Raw genomic sequence first — 16,398 nt, forward strand, 5'->3', positions numbered from 1 at the left:
ATGGTTTTTAAGATAGGGGAGAGTCCTATGGAATCTAGTTGGTTTTCAATTATACCGTTTTTAATTGTTATTCCCATAGCTATTTTCACCAAACAAGTGCTGCCAGGGTTGTTTTTAGGCTTATTAGTAGGCGCTTATTTGATTGATCATTCGATTATTGGAGGTGTTGAAAAGCTACTTCACTACGTTGTACAAGCTCTTAGAAATAAAAGTAATATAGAAATCGTCGTCTTTTTATACGCGTTTTCAGGGCTCATCGGAATGATTAAGATGGCTGGAGGAGTTAAAGGTTTTGTGGAAACAGCTGCTGAAAGAATTGATACAAGAAAAAAAGCCCTTATTTTAACCTATGTTTCAACCATTGGAACATTCAGTGCTCCGACATTTCGTTTCGTGACGATCGCGCCCATCATGAGAGCATTACTGAAGAAGGTGAAAATGACGACAGCAGAGCTAGGGTTCGTTATTGAAACAACTGCTACTCCTGTTATCGTCTTAATTCCTGTGGCGACGGCATTTGTAGGATATATGGTATCCATCATTCAAATGGCGATTGATCATCAAGGCATAAAACAAGACGCTTATTCTTTGTTTATTCAAAGCATTCCTTATAATTTTTTTTCGATTGTGATTATTTTAGTAGGGATTTATTTAAGCTTTTTTCATCATTCAACATCTACGGCTCCTATGAAGCTTGAGGAAGAAGAAGAAAAAGATTGGCATGATTGTCATCCTTGCGTATCGAGGGATTTGCCTTCTAAGCCTTGGAATTTGTTAGTGCCTTTACTTGTCGTGATTTCACTCACCTTACTTTTAACATGGTGGAGTGGACATCATAAGAGTCACACCTTTTTTGAAGCATTTATTAAAGCAGACGTGCTAGAAGCGATGGTAGTAGCTTTGATTATGACTACGTTAATTACCCTCATTTTTTTCTTGTTTCAGCGCTTTACATTACAGAATTTGCTTAATGGTTTTATCACAGGAGGCAATGACTTAATGTCCGTTATTCTGCTGTTATCGGTAGTATGGGGATTATCCGCTGTTACAGAAGACTTGGGTTTTTCCAATTTCGTGACGGCACATTCTAAGTGGATTCCTCAAATGTTTGTCACTCCTTTTATGTTTGTGTTTGGAGCTGCTATTTCTTACTTTATCGGGTCTGCTTGGGGGACGTGGGGAATTTTAATGCCGCTTGGCGTATCGCTTGCAAGTTCTGCAGATCTTTCTTTGCCGTTGATTATCGGTGCCGTATTTGCAAGCGGTTCATTTGGAGCGTTTTCTTCGCCTTTAAGCGACGATACGAATACCATCGCCAAAATATTAGATTTATCTGTTATTGAATATGCCAAGTATAAATTAAAGCCCGCTCTAATTGCAGCGGGAATAACAGTTGCTTTTTATCTTGTGGTATCTTTCTTGTTTTGAATGAGGGAAATAGCCATCTAGTATCAACTTTTCATTTTTTTCAGCTTAAAGTATGCATACAGCCCTAATGATAGGCACACTAGCATGATACAAGTAAGCGGAAATAAGATGGTATTAATAAAATGATCATAAAACCATATATACACGAACATCACCTCGATAATTTTAACGCTATTTTTTCTATTTATTAGAGATATACTATCTGTGCTGCTTCTTCCTATTTTTCAAAAAGGCGATAATCAAAAGCAGTATAGGTACGATAGCAAAAAGAGGCATATGTAAAAGAAATCTCGCTACGTGTAGCCCTTCATAAAGATGTTCTTGAAAATTACTAGCGATTGTAATCGACAAAAACAACACAATGATGCCTAAAGGATACACTAGACGGGAAGGAGATTTAATTTTAAATAAAGTAGCTGTACCTATGATAGAGGCATAAAACAAGATGCTAACTTTAAAATAAATCCCAATAACCATAGCAAACATAAAAAATACATCGAGACGCTCTAAAAAATCAGCTACTTGAATCGTTTGAACAGTACTAAGAAGAGGGAACTGTGATCTTGTCGTCAAATCAACCCCAAGCACGCTAATGTTAATGATCATCGTAATAATTAAATTAATTCCGCTTAATCCCGTTGCGCATAGCATGGTGACACTTGCTTTTTTGGGGTTGCTTAAATAAGGAAGAAGCATGGTAAATACAATAGCTTCTGTGAAAGGGAAATACAGCGTTTCAGTTAAAGCAACTTTGGCCACAGGAAGTATTCCTTCTTTTAATACCGGCTGTAAGTTCTTAAAATCAATTAATCCCGAGCTAATAATCAAGATGAAGCCTGCAACAGCTAGAAAATACATGAAAATAAACAGAAGCTCTCCTGATCTGGCTATCGCTTCAATACCTTTTCGAGTTATATAGATAATGACCAGCATCAACAAGGCATTAGCAATAAATAAAGGCGTATCGGGATAGGCAAAAGTAAGAAGCATCTCTCCGAAATCTCTTAGAACTCGTGATGCATCGTATAAAAAATAGACAATATATATGAATGCAAGAAGTGTTCCAAGTGCCTTCCCTAAAATTTTCTGCATATATTCTGTAGGCAGGAGGTCCGGATAGTAGGAATAGAGCTTATGATAGACTAAGAAGAAAAAAAAGCTGCACAGCATTCCAATTAAAATAGCTAGCCATGCATCTTGCTTCGCTCGCATTGCAAGAGGAACTAATAAAGCACTTCCCAGCTCGAATAAAACCATGAGAATAAATAATTGAGTGGCGCTAATTTTTGCTTTTTCCATATAGCCAGAACCTCCTGACCTCAGTTTTGTTTTTCTTTTAGGCTAGAGAGAAATGATTTATTGCGCAGACCTGTTCGGCGAATGTAAGCTTCTACCGTAACGTCTACATTTAATTTTGGAAAATAAACGTCATCCCATTCTGATTTGAGTTTTTCCCATTGATTAGGCCGCGTGCGTTCCAGCGCTTCTCCAAACCCGAAGATGTCAACTTTGTCTGTCTGAGCTTGTTTAATAGCTGTTTGTAATTCTTTTTTTATTTCTTTACCTGCTGCTTTTTCCATTTTTTTGATGACAGCAGGTTGACGTGTATCAACAGGGACCTCCACTTCTCCAAGATCGCCTTCTACGCGAGTGTGAACGGACGCATAAGGTTTTCCTTTTATCATTTTTACAGATACATCCGTTTTTTGACGAACTGTTTGATAGGCAAGCGCTTCTTTTTTTCCTTTCCAATCTACATTAATATCGGTTCCTTGTATTTTATCAAGAATCCAAACGCTGCCTCTAGCTGGACTATTGTACAACCAGTCGATTAACTTTCCATTTTTAAAAACAGCAATGCCAGAAGCACGAAGGGTAGCTTCTGGTGCGCTTTGCTGGAGATTATCTAAGTTTTCTGCTTGTTGAGGATTTCCAACTAAACGAAAACCCGAGACTAGTGCTTCTCCTCCGGGAGATTCGAGAGATTTCATCACTTCTTGAAAAGAAACCTTGAGGTTTTCTCCCCATTTTCTTTGAGTGAACTCCAGCGTTTTCATAATTTTGTTTGCTGGAATTTTATCGACAGGCGTTAGTGCTTTTACCAAATCAGCAGCACTTGACTGGTTTGCGATTACTAAGGAAGTCGTAATTCGAAACTCAGGATCGCGATCAATAGAATCAATAAGAATGTTAATTCCTTCTTCACGGGCTAACTTTTCTCCAACCACGATTAAGTTTGTATGGGCATAATAAAGTCTTCGGGAAATTCTAGCCGAAGCGCGTCTGCTTGCTTCAACTAAATTATCACCGGAAGCAGAATAAATAGTAACAGGCGGACTTTGCGTGCCGCCTCCTTGCAAACCGGCTACGTTTCCAGGATTAATAATTTGGAAGGTAAGCTCATACCGCCCGTCTTTCGTTTTATCAATTCCCATTGCCGATACAAGTGCAAGGTCTGTTAATTCTTTTTTACTCCAGCAGCTAGTAAGCAATACCATCATTATGGTCATTAACAGTAAAAATAAACTTTTACGTTTCATTTTGATCATCTTCTTCCATTTCCTGGTTAATCATACCTCTTGAAGAAGGAGGCTCAGGCTTTTGATGTTTGCTTTGACGAACTTTGTTATCACTAATTAATTTAGGTCTTCTTCTCATCGTCCACCAAGGTAACCGCAGCAAGGTATCTTCATTGCTTGCAGGAATAAAGGGTGCTAATGGCGTCATGTAGGGAACACCAAATGAACGTAAGCTGCACAGATGTCCAACCCCCATTAAAAGAATAAGGATAATGCCATAGAAACCGAATGTAGCCGCTCCTAGTATAAATAAAAAACGAATTAAACGTGCTGAAATAGCCATATCGAAAGACGGTGTGGCAAAGCTAGCAATGGCTGTAATCGATACAATAATAACCATAGCTGGTGAGACGATCCCTGCTTGAACTGCTGCTTGCCCAATAACAAGGGCTCCGACGATCGATACAGCAGAGCCGATAGCTTTTGGTAAACGAATCCCTGCTTCACGCAAAATTTCAAAGGTGACTTCCATAAAAAAAGCTTCCACGAACGCGGGAAATGGAGCGGATTCTCGCTGTGCCGCAAGAGCTACAATAAGCGTTGTGGGTACCATCTCTTGATGAAATGTCGTAACCGCCACATACGTAGCAGGAGCGATAAGTGAAATCATAAACATAAACACCCGCAAAAGACGAATGGACGTCGCAATATCAAAGCGTGCGTAGTAATCTTCAGCCGATTGGAAAAATTGAATGAACAACGCTGGAGCAATAAGTACAAAAGGAGTTCCATCCACAAAAATAGCAATTCTTCCTTCCAAAAGGTTACCCGCCACCACATCGGGTCTTTCTGTATTATAAATAGTTGGAAAAGGAGTGACCGTTTGATCTTCAATTAGCTGTTCAACATAACCTGATTCCAAAATACTATCAATATCAATGTTTTTTAATCGCTTTCGAATTTCTTTTACAACTTTATCGTTTGCGATGCCATGAATATACATAAGAGTGACATCCGTTTTAGTTACCCGGCCAATCTTCATCGACTCTAGCCATAAGTCAGGTGTTTTAATAATTCGGCGAACCATGGCTAAGTTTGTGCCAATAGACTCAGTAAAGGCACCTTTTGGTCCCCGCACTACCATTTGGGTAGTAGATTCTGCAATGGCACGCTTTTCACCGCCTTGTGTACTCACGCTGAGTACGCGGTTTATGCCATCGACAATAAGAAGGCTGTCTCCTGACATCAAAGAAGAAAGTAAATCATTCCAGTTGTCTGCAAACGATACGTTGCCAATTGTTACGATGTCTTCGGAAATTAACTCTAATGCATTTTGATCGTTTAGGTCATTTTTTTGATTATCTTTCATAAGAGACTGCAGTAAGTAATCTTGAATAGCCTGATTATCTACAATCCCTTCTATGTAGACGATAGCAACAGCCAAGGTGTTATTGACGCCTATTTTAAAATGACGAATCACAATATCTGAGCTGTTTCCAGTTTTCTCTTTAATGACGGTAAGGTTCTCAGACAGCAGATTCTTAAGAGAAGAAGCTGTTTGTTCGCTGTTCGTTTGATCTGTCTGAGGTTGAAGTTTACTTTTAGACTTTTGATTTTTAAAGAACGAAGGCATAAATGAAAGCACCCTTACTATAGTTTTTATTAATTTGGCCAAAAACCGTATAATTATGTAATTTTTAACAAAATATCTTTTGCATGACAGTAAATGAAAATGACGACCCTATGAGGTAAGTATTGATTAGGTGAGGAGAGAAAATAATGAAAATTATTGGAGTTAGCCTGCTGCTATTTGGATCTGTGATCGCTCTTTCTGTAGGAATTGATCTTTTTCAAGGAACGAACGTACTGCAGGCACTATACAATGCTTTAAGCCCGTTTCGTGTAATGGAAGTGGCCGAATTATTTGTCCTTTTTTCTCTTTTGTTTTTCTTTTTCGCAGAGTCACTTTATCTTGTTTTAAAGAAGCGTCAGCAAAAGCAATAGTAACTTGGTGCAAAGAGGTTTTTGTATCTTCACTATCGAAACAAGCGTATAGAAAGATAGCTTTGAGATAGGGGAGAACCACATGAACATTGAGACTGACAGATTACTAATACGCAAATTTAAATATGAAGATTGGCAAGATGTCTACGCATATACATCTGATGCTAATGTCATGAAGTACATACCAGAAGGTATGTTTAGTAAGGATGATGCGAAGAAATTTGTAAATGAAAATATAAAAGAAAATGCTAAAAATTTTCCAGTTGTATTAAAAAACGAAAAAATTCTAATTGGTCATATCGTCTTTTTTAACTATTTTGGGGACCATACTTATGAAATTGGCTGGGTATTTAATTCTCTCTATCATCAGAAAGGATATGCTTCAGAAGCGGCAAAAGCAATAGTGGACTATAGCTTTAACACAATGAAACTGCATCGGATTATTGCTACTTGTCAACCTGAGAATACGTCTTCTTATCGTGTTATGGAGAAGATCGGGATGAGAAGAGAAGGGTATTTTAAAAAATGTATTCCAACTGAAAAAGGATGGTGGGATGAATATTATTACGCAATTTTAAAGGAAGAGTGGAAATGAGCTTTACTTTTACGGAATTACATTTTCTGAGCTGAAAGACGAAAACAAGCCCAATTTTTAAAAAATGAGCAGAACAGCAAACCAAAACGTCTAGGCAGACATACAATAAGCTATCCATGAGAAACACCCTATGTTTGAACCTTCTTTGTTTTAGCAACAGAAAATTACGTTGAAAGGGAGTGCTTGTATGTCTAATGCTGGATGTGGATTCGGTTCTGGTTTCGCTTTATTAGTTGTATTATTTATTCTATTAGTAATTATCGGATGTAGTTGTTATAGCGGTGGTTATGGTGGCGGCTACGGCTGCTAATTATATCACTGAATAGCCTAAAGGATACCCTTTAGGCTTTTTTGTGTTCATTATAAAATGCTGGAAGAGATGATTAATCGGTAGGCTCAGTATCAACATGTGATTCAGTTTTTTTTTCTTTCAACAATCGGTCATTAGAAGCCCAAGGCACGCGGCGAGGCTTATATTCAATCGCATCAGTAGAGTAAACGGCCACGCTTACGACTCCCCCGTGCACCTGCGCTCGAATCAACAAAGGATCACTATACGTATTTTTAAAATGAAAGTCAGGTCCATACCAGCTGACGGTAGCGTCTCGTCCAGGAGGTACGTAGGAAACACTGCGGCTGTGTGAGTAACGCTGTGTAATCGTTAGGCCAGCGTTATCGACGGCGTTAAATAAAGTAGAAGAAACTTGGCAAATTCCTCCTCCAACTCCTTCAGAATACTCTCCTTTTACAATGATTGGCGCACGCATATATCCTTTTGCTGCCGTTCTTTTTCCGACGGTTTGATTAAAAGAGAAAACTTCCCCAGGAAATATAACGCTGCTGTCTAGTGATTCAGCTGCAAGAGAAATATTGTGAGAACGATTTTTATTATGAGGGTTAAATACCGTATGATAATGACCGATTTGCTTAATTCGAATCGTTGCAAGCAGCTCTTTATCTACGCGAGGCGGAACAGGAAGCGTCGGGATTTCTAATGTTGACGTACCGCCGTTAAAAAAATAAGTATAAAATTTCTCCGCAAAATCTTTATGATATAGTTTGACACCCGCTTGCTCAGGAACAATTTGTCCGCTTTTATCAATGCGGGCATTTATGGGCTCTCTATATGTTTTTTTATCCAATTCTTTTAGAAGAAGATTGTATCGATCATGATCAACCATAGGGACAGGAAGAAGAGGCACGGCCACTTTGTCCCGTTCAATCCGTTCAATTGGTTTACCGTCATGAGTAAGAGATAAGTGGTCTTGTGTAGAAAGGGGTTGAATGAGCATTAAAAGTCCAACCATCCAAGTGAAATTCATATCATATACCTCGCTTTCACCTGTTAGTATGAATAAAATGAACCGTTTAATGTATAAGATTCACAAGCTCTTTTTTGTATTATTTTCCATGAGCTTAGCGTGTAAAAATTTCTATTTATAATTGTCTGTGTACTTTCGCATATTACATAGAGAAACTACAAGGTAATGAGGGTAGACAATGACAAAATTAATGATTTTAGTCTTTATGCTTATTAGTTTTTTTGTGCATCCCCAAAAGATGAAAGCAGAAGAAAACCTTACGTATTTTCCGGTAATTGACACAGGAAAAGTATTAAAGTGGAAACGTGTAGAAAGCTTACTGCCGAAGGGGAAAAAATTTAAAGTGATCGATGTAGAAACCGGCTTTTACTTTTACGTGCAGCGAAGAGCAGGCTCACACCATGCAGATGTTCAGCCGCTTACACGTCAAGATACGAAAGTAATGAAGCACTTATATAATGGGAAATGGAGCTGGAACCGAAGAGCTGTTCTCATTCCGTTTAAAGGCCAAATGCTTGCCGCTTCCATGAACGGAATGCCTCACGGAGCCGGTGCGCTTGACAATGGATTCCCCGGTCATTTTTGCATTCACTTTGCAGGAAGTACGACTCACAAGTCTCAAAATGTGGATCCAGGTCATCAGTTAATGGTATTAAAAGCAGGAGGAAAGCTTGATGAATATGCATTGAAAGCTGAGCCGGCAGAAGTCGTAAATATGTTTTTAACAGGATTAAAGCAAGATGACGATGCCTTAATGCAGCCGGTTTTGCGCGTGAAGCAAGAGCATAAGCTATGGGCAACACTGCATAGTATCTCCACTATTTATTATAAAACGGACTTATTTCATGCAAAAAAGTATAAAACAAAAGAGAAAATCGCCGTAGAGTGCCTTATTTATTACGAAGATAAAGGGGCTCAAAAGACCACGATGGTTTTTACTTTAAAGAGAAATGCATTAACAAACGGGTGGGAAATTTCTTCTCTTACATTGTAAGTACTGATTAATGCTTAAAAACACATCTGATAGAAAACAGATGTGTTTTTAAGCATTTGTTTAGCTCTTTAGTCCTTCGCAATGTTATAGTGTAAAAACGTGCTTACATACGATAGAAAAGAATAAAAAAGGGTATAAGTAATAATATTACTCTTTCTACAAAGAACTCTACAGCACGAAAGGAGAGGGTGTTTATTTTTTCATATTGGTTTAGCCGCTTAGTTGCTGCAGACCCTGGACGAAAAAGGCTCAAAACGGCTTCCAAAGCTACGATCAGCGTCATTACAGCGGTCGTTATTATGCTGATTGTATTAAAAGCAGCGGGAAGCTCACAAATTACCGCTGCTATTTTAGCAGGCGTAATCGGCCTGATGGGTATATTGGTTGTGAATGATGAAACAACAAAAGCAAAAAAAGTGACAACAGGCTTAGTAGCGCTTTCCAGCGCCGTTTCTCTCGGAATTGGCTCGTTTTTATCACGATATGGACAAGCAGAAAATATTTTTCTCGTTCTGTTGGTGTTTTTGTCTTTTTATTTACAGAGATTTGGTATTCGCTATTTTTCCCTGTCGATGGTAGCCTTTATGTCGTTTTATTTTGCTTCTATTTTACACGTCACATTTTCTCAGCTGCCGTGGCTGTTAGCTGGCGTTATAGTAGGAGCATGCTGTGCATTTATTTATAATTTTGTTATCTTTAAAGACCGGCCTGCCAACGTGCTGAGGTCTTCAATGAAATCATTTCATATTCAAGTGAATTTGGTGCTTGATTTAATTATTGAGTTAATTCAAAAGAAAAGAATTGAACCGGCTCAAATCAAACAATATAACCGCAATATTAAAAAACTGGCCGAGTATGCCCGTGTAGTATCAGAAGAGCTTGGAAATACAGATCCCCACGACATATGGCCTGGCGTAACAGCTGAACAGATGCGCCTTTATGTATTTGATACAGTTATGCTGCTCCAGACATATTCCCCGGCGATTCGAAAGCTCAGTGAATTAAAGGCATTTAATCATTTTGATATTCAGCAGCTGCTGTTAAAGCTAGTGGAATCGATTCGCGAAGCAGAGGTATTAAATGAAAATCCTACTCATTCCTTAACGGATGCAGCTCAGCATCTGCAAGAGCTGCGCCAAAAATTAAGTGAACTCGAACCTCAAGATAAAAGGTATAAAGATTGGCTTTACTTAATCCGCCGTATCGAAACGATATCAAATCACGTGATTGATGAAGCCTATGAGCTGCAGCAGGCAATTGTGAAACAAGAAAAACAGCCTCAAAAAGAAGCGGAAGAAAAAGAAGACGAAGAGGACAATGATGAAGAAAAAGGATTAAAACCATCTACGAAAAAGTCTATTCAAGCGGTCATCACTGCTGTTGCGACATTAATATTTGGCTCTTTTTTATCTCCATCGCATCAATATTGGGCGCTGTTAGCAGGCTATTTAGTGCTTCTTGGTACAGAAACGATAGGAAGTACGTTTGTAAAAGCCGTGCAGCGAAGCGTAGGAACGCTTTTAGGGGCAGCTGTTGGCTTTGTTGTCGCAAGCTTTGTCTCACCCGGAATACTTGAAATAACGCTGCTTTTTATCTGTGTGTTTATGGCTTTTTATTTCTTTCCTATTACGTATTCGTTTATGAGCTTTTGGATTACGATGATGCTGGCCTTTATGTATGACATGCTTCTTGGAGGGATTTCAGAGAGTTTGTTACTAGCTCGCGTATTAGATACAGTTGTAGGAGTTGGAATCGGTTTAGCCGTATCTGCTCTTGTGTTTCCTAAAAGAACAAGAGATAAAATAACCGACACCTCAGTAGAATACGTAGCGGCTTTAAAAGAATTTGTTCACACTTATTTGCATCGTTTTACGAAGCAGTATGCGTTTGCCAATTTAGCTGATAAAGGAATGGAATTAGAAAAAAAGCTAAAACAGCTTCATGTCGATTCAGATCCTATTATCAAAGGTTTCGTTGGCCGTTCACGCCTTCAGCAATTTTTGACCGTTTTTACGGCTATTAATTATTACGCCAAGCATTTGGTAGCATCTTCTACTAGAAACGAGGCTTTTTATAAGGAAGCAGAATTTCATGGCGTAGTAAAGGAAGTGGAAGAGAAAGTAGCAAGTAACTTCACTCAGCTTGAAAAAGCGTTGCGAGGAGAGCGAGGAACGTATGTATACACGCTTGAAGATGTAAGACAAAAGATTGAACAATCTTTAGATTATTTTGATACGTCCGTTCAATCAAGAAATTTACAGCATCTTCAGCTGCTGCATAACATTTATTACGTATGGAAAATCAATCAATCGGTTGTTCATTTAGCCAAAGAGCTAGGAGCAGAAGAAATAAGCAGTGAAGATTAAAACCAGCGAATATTTCGCTGGTTTTTTAGTCTGATGAATAAGGAGACGTATCTTTTCTAATCGTTCTCCACGTTGTTTTAAGACCGGCATCGCTGCCAATTGCGGCGTATCCATAAAAATATCCCATAAACAACCCGGCAATAATATGATGAGGATGACTGATAAATACTGAAAAAAGCACGCCAACAGCTAAAGCAATAGTCGGAACGTACTGCTTTTTAGGATGGAAAAGCCATTTGATCAGCTGTGTCACGATTAATACGATAGGAACACCAATGACTGCGTCCCAAAAATTTGTATGAATTGTAGGGAAATCCATATTCAAGCACCTCGTTAAATGTGTTAGATGTAAGGTTATCTATGCTGCTTACCTTAAAACACTTCAATTAGTTATGAGGTGCTCCAGGTGAATAGTAGTAAGGCGGAATTTTAAGCCAGCCTTTTTGCTGCATCAGACTTTTCACTTTTGATCCTAATATAACCTTTTCAGTGTGGAATTTTAGCCACATCAATCCAATATCGGTTCTAATAGACTGTCCCATATTCGTGCTGCACATGACGATATTAGAAGCAATTTTTACAGATATTAAGTTAGCAATTTCAGAATCCGTTGCTTTTGCTCCTAATGGAATGCTGTTAGGGTCGGATTTCGGCTTGGTAGCCGGTATTTCAGGAAGCATAATTCCTTCTTTAACCATTAATTTTTTTAGTGTATCAATCTGAGATTCAGCCAGGTTTTTTGAGTCTTGAGTAAGCTTAAGCAGTTCGCTGTTAGTTGTTGTATTAAGACAGGTTTCTAAGGCAGGTATTTCTTCCGCTAAAGCAGTGAAATATAACCAGCATCCCATAGCCTCACCAATATGTGGGGGAGGGGGCGAATCATCTGTAGAAGAGTTTTTTATATAATCAAGTAGTGTCTCAATGACGTTAATCATAACTTTTCACCCTTTATATAGTTTATGCATCTTCATTATTGCCTTCAGCAGAAAAGTATAAACACAGCTAAGAAATGTTACATATCAAATTGATTATGATGAGTGGAAGAAAAAGCCTCTCACGCAGTAACTTATAATGATGACAGTACATTTACTATCACCAAATTTAAAGTTATAAAAATTGCGGCAATGCGTAATAAATATGCTGGTTCTAGAAAATGAAGTAAATAGAAAAAAACTCCTTGCTTATCAAGGAGTTTTTTTAGCAGGTGTATTATATCGTTTTTCTCCTATGCTCTCTCCATAAAGAAGTTAATTCCTCTGACCAATATTTATAATCAAATACTGTTATATTTTTGCTAGGCATAAAAACATTCAACAGCCAATTAACCCTTAATTTGTCTCTGATGCCTATCGTTTTATCATTTTTACAGCAGCCTTCACCACAAGGTTTATCGTGTATCTTGTAAGGAATATTTTTAACGACTAATCCATTTTTCACACGTTTTGTGTACTCAATTCCTATAATCAAATATATCACTCCTCACAGTAACTCTTATCTTCATAATCATATGTCTGAATGACTGCTTTAATGAAAAGGTAAGAAGGGAGGAAGGCAAAATAAAAAAGCCCTGTTGTAGGGCTTTTTTATTAAGCAACTTTTGATGCAACGACGATTACTTTACCGTGGTCTAATTCTTCTTCATAGCGTTCAGCTTCCGGCTGTGATAATCCTAATGAACGCATTTTGGCACGAAGCTCGTCTCCTCGAGAACGAAATACATTCGCAATCGCATCAAAAACACCTTGTTCAGAAAGACCGATATTGTTTGTATTTGTTGCAGCTGTTAAATCCTCGGAGCGATCTTGATGGTGTGCAAGTAAATAAACTTCGTCTTTTGTAAATCCTTCACGCAAAAATTGTTCAATTGTATCTTTTGCCTGTACGCCATTTTCAACTACTTTTACATTTACCATTTCCAAAAACCTCCTTGTATGATAGACAACTTTCTCGAATACGTTGAGTAATGAAGAGAAGCTTAAGTAACTTATCTCCTTGGTTTGTGTATACACGTTATTGGAAGAGATAAAACCTATTTCATGAAATTGAGTTAAAAAGCCTAATATAGAAGAAGGAAAAACGCTTTTGTTTTTAAGGAGAATCTGGTGAAGGATAAGCAGGAAGAAGCTTTAGTTAGCCTTTTTCCTGCATCGTTTTTTTTTTGACCTTTTAAAGTATAGTACAAACTGCAAAAAGCCTAGATCTTAAACAGCTAAGATCCAGGCTTTTTGCATACATAAAAATAGAGAAATTTAAGATGAAAGACGTTCTTTTTGTTTTTCATAAACAGAAGTAGACTCGTTCCATGTATATCGACCATCTTGTAATTGAATGGTTGCGCTGAATGGACAGTCTATTGATGTTTCTGCGTCATCTAAACTACTTTCAAGTAAATTTTTTTTAAATCGAAGCAAATCTTCTTTTGAAGCAACTCGAAAAACCATTTCTAACGTAAGATCATCGTCCATTGCATTGTGTAATTGACTGATACTTTTGCGGAATTCTTTATTATATTGAAGCATAATTTTAATATCTGCTACGCAAGCAACACCAAACACATCTTTCACAACAGACTCAACCGTTAACTGAGTTGTGGAAGCATATGTTGAAACATTACGCTGTGGATTTTCTAAATAATAAATTGTTTCTACAGGATGTCTCGTGATAAGCACCTCTTTCCTATTCTTAAGTATACAGGAAAAAAGAATGGAATGGGGAAAGATTTTTAGGAAAGGAGTCCTGACATACATAAAAAGCCTGTTTGTGATAGGAAAGAGAGTTATAAATTGAGGGCTTTTCGCTTATCATTTTTCTATATCCTTAAATTCAACGAATTCTGTGCAACTTCCTCCAAGGTTTGATAAAATAAAACCCTACGTCTCAATTTCTTCTAATGAATCCCTCAACTACTATTTCTACTTATTTTAAAGGAGGACGCAATTTTGCAATTTGAACAAGCTTTAACACATTTACAGTCATATTTTGGCTATGATTCGTTTCGAAAAGGACAGGAAGAGTCAATTCGTTATGTTTTAGAAGGGCACAATACCGCTTGTATTATGCCGACAGGAGGAGGGAAATCGCTTTGTTATCAGATTCCTTCCTTGCTTTTAGAAGGTACGACCCTGGTTATTTCTCCGTTGATTTCTTTGATGAAAGACCAAGTCGACACGCTGAACGCTGCTGGTATTCCAGCCACGTATATCAACAGCTCGCTGACGCACACAGAGGTGCAGCAGCGCTTGGAAGAAGTAGCGCTTGGTGAATATAAGTTGCTTTATGTAGCACCGGAACGACTGGAGTCTCCGCAGTTTTTAGAACAGCTTCAAATGCTTCCTATCCCGCTTGTAGCGGTAGATGAAGCGCACTGTATTTCACAGTGGGGCCATGATTTTAGACCGAGTTATTTGCGCATCAATGAACTCATCAGCAAACTGTCTAATGCTCCGATTGTGATGGGACTGACGGCTACTGCGACGCCTCAAGTGCGTGAAGATATTTGCCGAGCTCTTCATATTAACGAAGAGTACACGGTGATGACTGGCTTTGAACGTGAAAATTTATCGTTTGCGGTTGTGAAAGGTCAGGATCGAATCAGCTATATCGAGCAGTATATCCGTAAAAATGACCAAGAAGCAGGAATCATCTATGCCGCTACGCGTAAAGATGTTGAAGAGCTTCATGCTAGATTGCAAAAGTCAGGAGTTAACGTATCAAAATACCATGCTGGTATGAATGGGAACAGCCGTGATGAAGAGCAGAACCGCTTTCTGCAAGATGATGTGCAGGTGATGGTGGCTACCTCTGCTTTTGGAATGGGGATCGATAAATCGAATATTAGATTTGTTCTTCACTATCAGCTTCCGAAAAATATGGAAAGCTATTATCAAGAAGCAGGGCGTGCTGGTCGTGATGGACTGCCAAGTGAGTGTATCGTGCTTTATTCACCTCAGGATATTCGCGTGCAGCGCTTTTTAATTGAACAGTCAACGTCGAATCCTAAAAAGCAGATTCAAGATCTTGAAAAGCTGCAAAGTATGGTGAACTACTGTCATACAGAAGGCTGCTTGCAAGCGTATATTCTTCATTATTTTGGAGAAAGTGAAGCGCATGAATGCGGGCGCTGCAGCAACTGTACGGATGATCGTGTGGAAATAGACGTAACGGTCGATACGCAAAAAGTATTATCTTGTATGATTCGTATGGGCGAACGTTTCGGTAAAATGATGATTGCTCAAGTATTAACAGGTTCTCGAAATAAAAAAGTAGTTGATTTTGGTTTTGATAAACTGAAAACGTACGGCGTCATGAGCGACCGGTCGGCTAAAGAAGTGAGCGATTTTATTGAGTATTTGATTTCAGAGCAGTTTATTTTAGTAGGACAAGGGTCATTTCCTACCTTATCCGTAGCGGCCAAAGGAAAAGGCGTGCTTCTTGGTACGGAAAAAGTGATGAGAAAAGAACAAATGGAAGTGAAGCAAATTGTCCAAGACGACGAGCTGTTTGCTCATTTGCGTTCCGTTCGAAAGCAGTTGGCAGACGAAGCGGGCGTGCCTCCTTTTGTTATTTTTTCAGACGATACTCTTCATGATATGTGTTCAAAACTTCCGGTAACGCTTGAACAGTTCGCCACTGTAAAAGGAGTCGGAGAACAAAAACAAGAGCGATACGGAGAACGATTCACTACTGAAATCAAACAGTTTTGTGAAGAAAATCCAGACCGAAAACGAGAAGTTTCAGCACCTGCTCCGAAAAAAGCAAGAGCTTCATCAAAAGAAGGCTCTCACTTAATGACGTATGAGCTATTTCAGCAAGGAAAATCGTTAGATGAAATTGCTGCTGAACGTGAATTGAGCCGCATCACTATTGAAAATCATTTGTTTAAATGCGCAGAAGAAGAAAAAGAAATTGACTGGTCACCTTTTCTTTCAGAGGAGGACGAACAGCTTATTTTAGAAGCTGCTTCCTCAGTAGGCGATGAAAAGTTAAAACCAATCAAAGAAGAATTACCTGAAAACATTACTTATTTTATGATTAAAGTAGCGTTATTCAAACAAAAAATGAAGCAGCTATCTTAAACAAAAAGCTCCTATTAAAGGGGCTTTTTGTATTGAATAAGCGAGTTTACTGATAAAATAGAAAGTATAAATATTTGAAAAATCAGATTAAATAA

The 16,398-nt window shown here is 38.4% G+C and carries 16 protein-coding genes; 7 read left to right on the forward strand and 9 right to left on the reverse strand.

Translation table 11 applies throughout. From position 1 onward, the window contains the following. Positions 1–27 precede the first annotated feature (27 nt). The gene (locus ACFX4G_RS06605) at positions 28–1,428 is read left to right on the forward strand and encodes a Na+/H+ antiporter NhaC family protein (protein ID WP_237074881.1); all 1,401 of its coding nucleotides are present in this window, start codon (positions 28–30) and stop codon (positions 1,426–1,428) included. A 198-nt stretch (positions 1,429–1,626) separates the two neighbouring features. Here ACFX4G_RS06605 and ACFX4G_RS06610 read toward each other — a convergent pair whose 3' ends face one another. From ACFX4G_RS06610 to ACFX4G_RS06620, 3 genes are read right to left on the reverse strand one after another with little or no spacing between them, the layout of a single operon-like run. Then, positions 1,627–2,727 carry a GerAB/ArcD/ProY family transporter gene (locus ACFX4G_RS06610; RefSeq protein ID WP_043982342.1) on the reverse strand — a complete coding sequence of 367 codons (1,101 nt, stop codon included), beginning with the start codon at positions 2,725–2,727 and terminating at the stop codon, positions 1,627–1,629. Positions 2,728–2,747: 20 nt separating this feature from the next. Beyond that, the gene (locus ACFX4G_RS06615) at positions 2,748–3,968 is read right to left on the reverse strand and encodes a Ger(x)C family spore germination protein (protein ID WP_377573448.1); all 1,221 of its coding nucleotides are present in this window, start codon (positions 3,966–3,968) and stop codon (positions 2,748–2,750) included. Next, complete coding sequence (locus ACFX4G_RS06620; RefSeq protein WP_377573451.1) at positions 3,958–5,580, reverse strand: spore germination protein; 1,623 nt, start codon at positions 5,578–5,580, stop codon at positions 3,958–3,960. Before ACFX4G_RS06620 ends, ACFX4G_RS06615 begins: the two co-directional genes overlap by 11 nt. A gap of 146 nt (positions 5,581–5,726) precedes the next feature. Here ACFX4G_RS06620 and ACFX4G_RS06625 point away from each other — a divergent pair, with 146 nt between their 5' ends. The 3 genes from ACFX4G_RS06625 (at position 5,727) to ACFX4G_RS06635 (ending at position 6,856) form a co-directional block, all read left to right on the forward strand. Next, positions 5,727–5,951 carry a YczF family membrane protein gene (locus ACFX4G_RS06625; protein WP_029321624.1) on the forward strand — a complete coding sequence of 75 codons (225 nt, stop codon included), beginning with the start codon at positions 5,727–5,729 and terminating at the stop codon, positions 5,949–5,951. 82 nt (positions 5,952–6,033) lie between these two features. After that, a complete protein-coding gene (locus ACFX4G_RS06630) occupies positions 6,034–6,546 on the forward strand; it encodes a GNAT family N-acetyltransferase (protein ID WP_230183879.1) in 513 nt (170 codons plus the stop codon). A 187-nt stretch (positions 6,547–6,733) separates the two neighbouring features. Continuing rightward, positions 6,734–6,856 carry a YjcZ family sporulation protein gene (locus tag ACFX4G_RS06635; RefSeq protein ID WP_013056948.1) on the forward strand — a complete coding sequence of 41 codons (123 nt, stop codon included), beginning with the start codon at positions 6,734–6,736 and terminating at the stop codon, positions 6,854–6,856. Positions 6,857–6,929: 73 nt separating this feature from the next. On the opposite strand, the gene ACFX4G_RS06640 is transcribed toward ACFX4G_RS06635, so the two are convergent. Then, complete coding sequence (locus ACFX4G_RS06640; RefSeq protein ID WP_377573454.1) at positions 6,930–7,868, reverse strand: VanW family protein; 939 nt, start codon at positions 7,866–7,868, stop codon at positions 6,930–6,932. Positions 7,869–8,046: 178 nt separating this feature from the next. Here ACFX4G_RS06640 and ACFX4G_RS06645 point away from each other — a divergent pair, with 178 nt between their 5' ends. Both ACFX4G_RS06645 and ACFX4G_RS06650 read left to right on the forward strand, forming a co-directional pair. Continuing rightward, positions 8,047–8,862, forward strand: coding sequence for a hypothetical protein (locus ACFX4G_RS06645; protein WP_377573457.1), 816 nt, complete (start codon positions 8,047–8,049; stop codon positions 8,860–8,862). A 188-nt stretch (positions 8,863–9,050) separates the two neighbouring features. Next, the gene (locus ACFX4G_RS06650; protein ID WP_043982349.1) at positions 9,051–11,228 is read left to right on the forward strand and encodes an FUSC family protein; all 2,178 of its coding nucleotides are present in this window, start codon (positions 9,051–9,053) and stop codon (positions 11,226–11,228) included. 25 nt (positions 11,229–11,253) lie between these two features. On the opposite strand, the gene ACFX4G_RS06655 is transcribed toward ACFX4G_RS06650, so the two are convergent. The 5 genes from ACFX4G_RS06655 to ACFX4G_RS06675 all read right to left on the reverse strand — a co-directional run bounded on the left by ACFX4G_RS06655 (position 11,254) and on the right by ACFX4G_RS06675 (position 13,897). Next, positions 11,254–11,547 (reverse strand): hypothetical protein, encoded by a 294-nt coding sequence (locus tag ACFX4G_RS06655; protein WP_377573460.1) that lies wholly within the window; start codon positions 11,545–11,547, stop codon positions 11,254–11,256. Positions 11,548–11,614: 67 nt separating this feature from the next. Next, on the reverse strand, positions 11,615–12,163 hold the full coding sequence (locus ACFX4G_RS06660) for a DUF3231 family protein (RefSeq protein ID WP_043982350.1): 549 nt from the start codon (positions 12,161–12,163) through the stop codon (positions 11,615–11,617). A gap of 274 nt (positions 12,164–12,437) precedes the next feature. Further along, positions 12,438–12,695 carry a hypothetical protein gene (locus tag ACFX4G_RS06665; protein ID WP_043982352.1) on the reverse strand — a complete coding sequence of 86 codons (258 nt, stop codon included), beginning with the start codon at positions 12,693–12,695 and terminating at the stop codon, positions 12,438–12,440. Between the two features lie 119 nt (positions 12,696–12,814). After that, a complete protein-coding gene (locus tag ACFX4G_RS06670) occupies positions 12,815–13,141 on the reverse strand; it encodes a YflT domain-containing protein (RefSeq protein WP_013056955.1) in 327 nt (108 codons plus the stop codon). 336 nt (positions 13,142–13,477) lie between these two features. Next, complete coding sequence (locus tag ACFX4G_RS06675; RefSeq protein WP_043982354.1) at positions 13,478–13,897, reverse strand: hypothetical protein; 420 nt, start codon at positions 13,895–13,897, stop codon at positions 13,478–13,480. A 270-nt stretch (positions 13,898–14,167) separates the two neighbouring features. Here ACFX4G_RS06675 and recQ point away from each other — a divergent pair, with 270 nt between their 5' ends. Further along, positions 14,168–16,303 (forward strand): DNA helicase RecQ, encoded by a 2,136-nt coding sequence (recQ, locus tag ACFX4G_RS06680; protein ID WP_043982356.1) that lies wholly within the window; start codon positions 14,168–14,170, stop codon positions 16,301–16,303. The last annotated feature ends 95 nt before the right edge of the window (positions 16,304–16,398 follow it).

The sequence above is a fragment of the Priestia sp. YIM B13486 genome (assembly GCF_042787865.1).
In the GTDB taxonomy this organism is placed as follows: Bacteria; Bacillota; Bacilli; order Bacillales; family Bacillaceae_H; genus Priestia; species Priestia megaterium.

Coding starts and splice junctions, on each gene's coding strand:
- ACFX4G_RS06605 (WP_237074881.1), top strand. CDS start 28: ATGGAATCTAGTTGGTTTTCAATTATACCGTTTTTAATTGTTATTCCC.
- ACFX4G_RS06610 (WP_043982342.1), bottom strand. CDS start 2,727: ATGGAAAAAGCAAAAATTAGCGCCACTCAATTATTTATTCTCATGGTT.
- ACFX4G_RS06615 (WP_377573448.1), bottom strand. CDS start 3,968: ATGAAACGTAAAAGTTTATTTTTACTGTTAATGACCATAATGATGGTA.
- ACFX4G_RS06620 (WP_377573451.1), bottom strand. CDS start 5,580: ATGCCTTCGTTCTTTAAAAATCAAAAGTCTAAAAGTAAACTTCAACCT.
- ACFX4G_RS06625 (WP_029321624.1), top strand. CDS start 5,727: ATGAAAATTATTGGAGTTAGCCTGCTGCTATTTGGATCTGTGATCGCT.
- ACFX4G_RS06630 (WP_230183879.1), top strand. CDS start 6,034: ATGAACATTGAGACTGACAGATTACTAATACGCAAATTTAAATATGAA.
- ACFX4G_RS06635 (WP_013056948.1), top strand. CDS start 6,734: ATGTCTAATGCTGGATGTGGATTCGGTTCTGGTTTCGCTTTATTAGTT.
- ACFX4G_RS06640 (WP_377573454.1), bottom strand. CDS start 7,868: ATGAATTTCACTTGGATGGTTGGACTTTTAATGCTCATTCAACCCCTT.
- ACFX4G_RS06645 (WP_377573457.1), top strand. CDS start 8,047: ATGACAAAATTAATGATTTTAGTCTTTATGCTTATTAGTTTTTTTGTG.
- ACFX4G_RS06655 (WP_377573460.1), bottom strand. CDS start 11,547: ATGGATTTCCCTACAATTCATACAAATTTTTGGGACGCAGTCATTGGT.
- ACFX4G_RS06660 (WP_043982350.1), bottom strand. CDS start 12,163: ATGATTAACGTCATTGAGACACTACTTGATTATATAAAAAACTCTTCT.
- ACFX4G_RS06670 (WP_013056955.1), bottom strand. CDS start 13,141: ATGGTAAATGTAAAAGTAGTTGAAAATGGCGTACAGGCAAAAGATACA.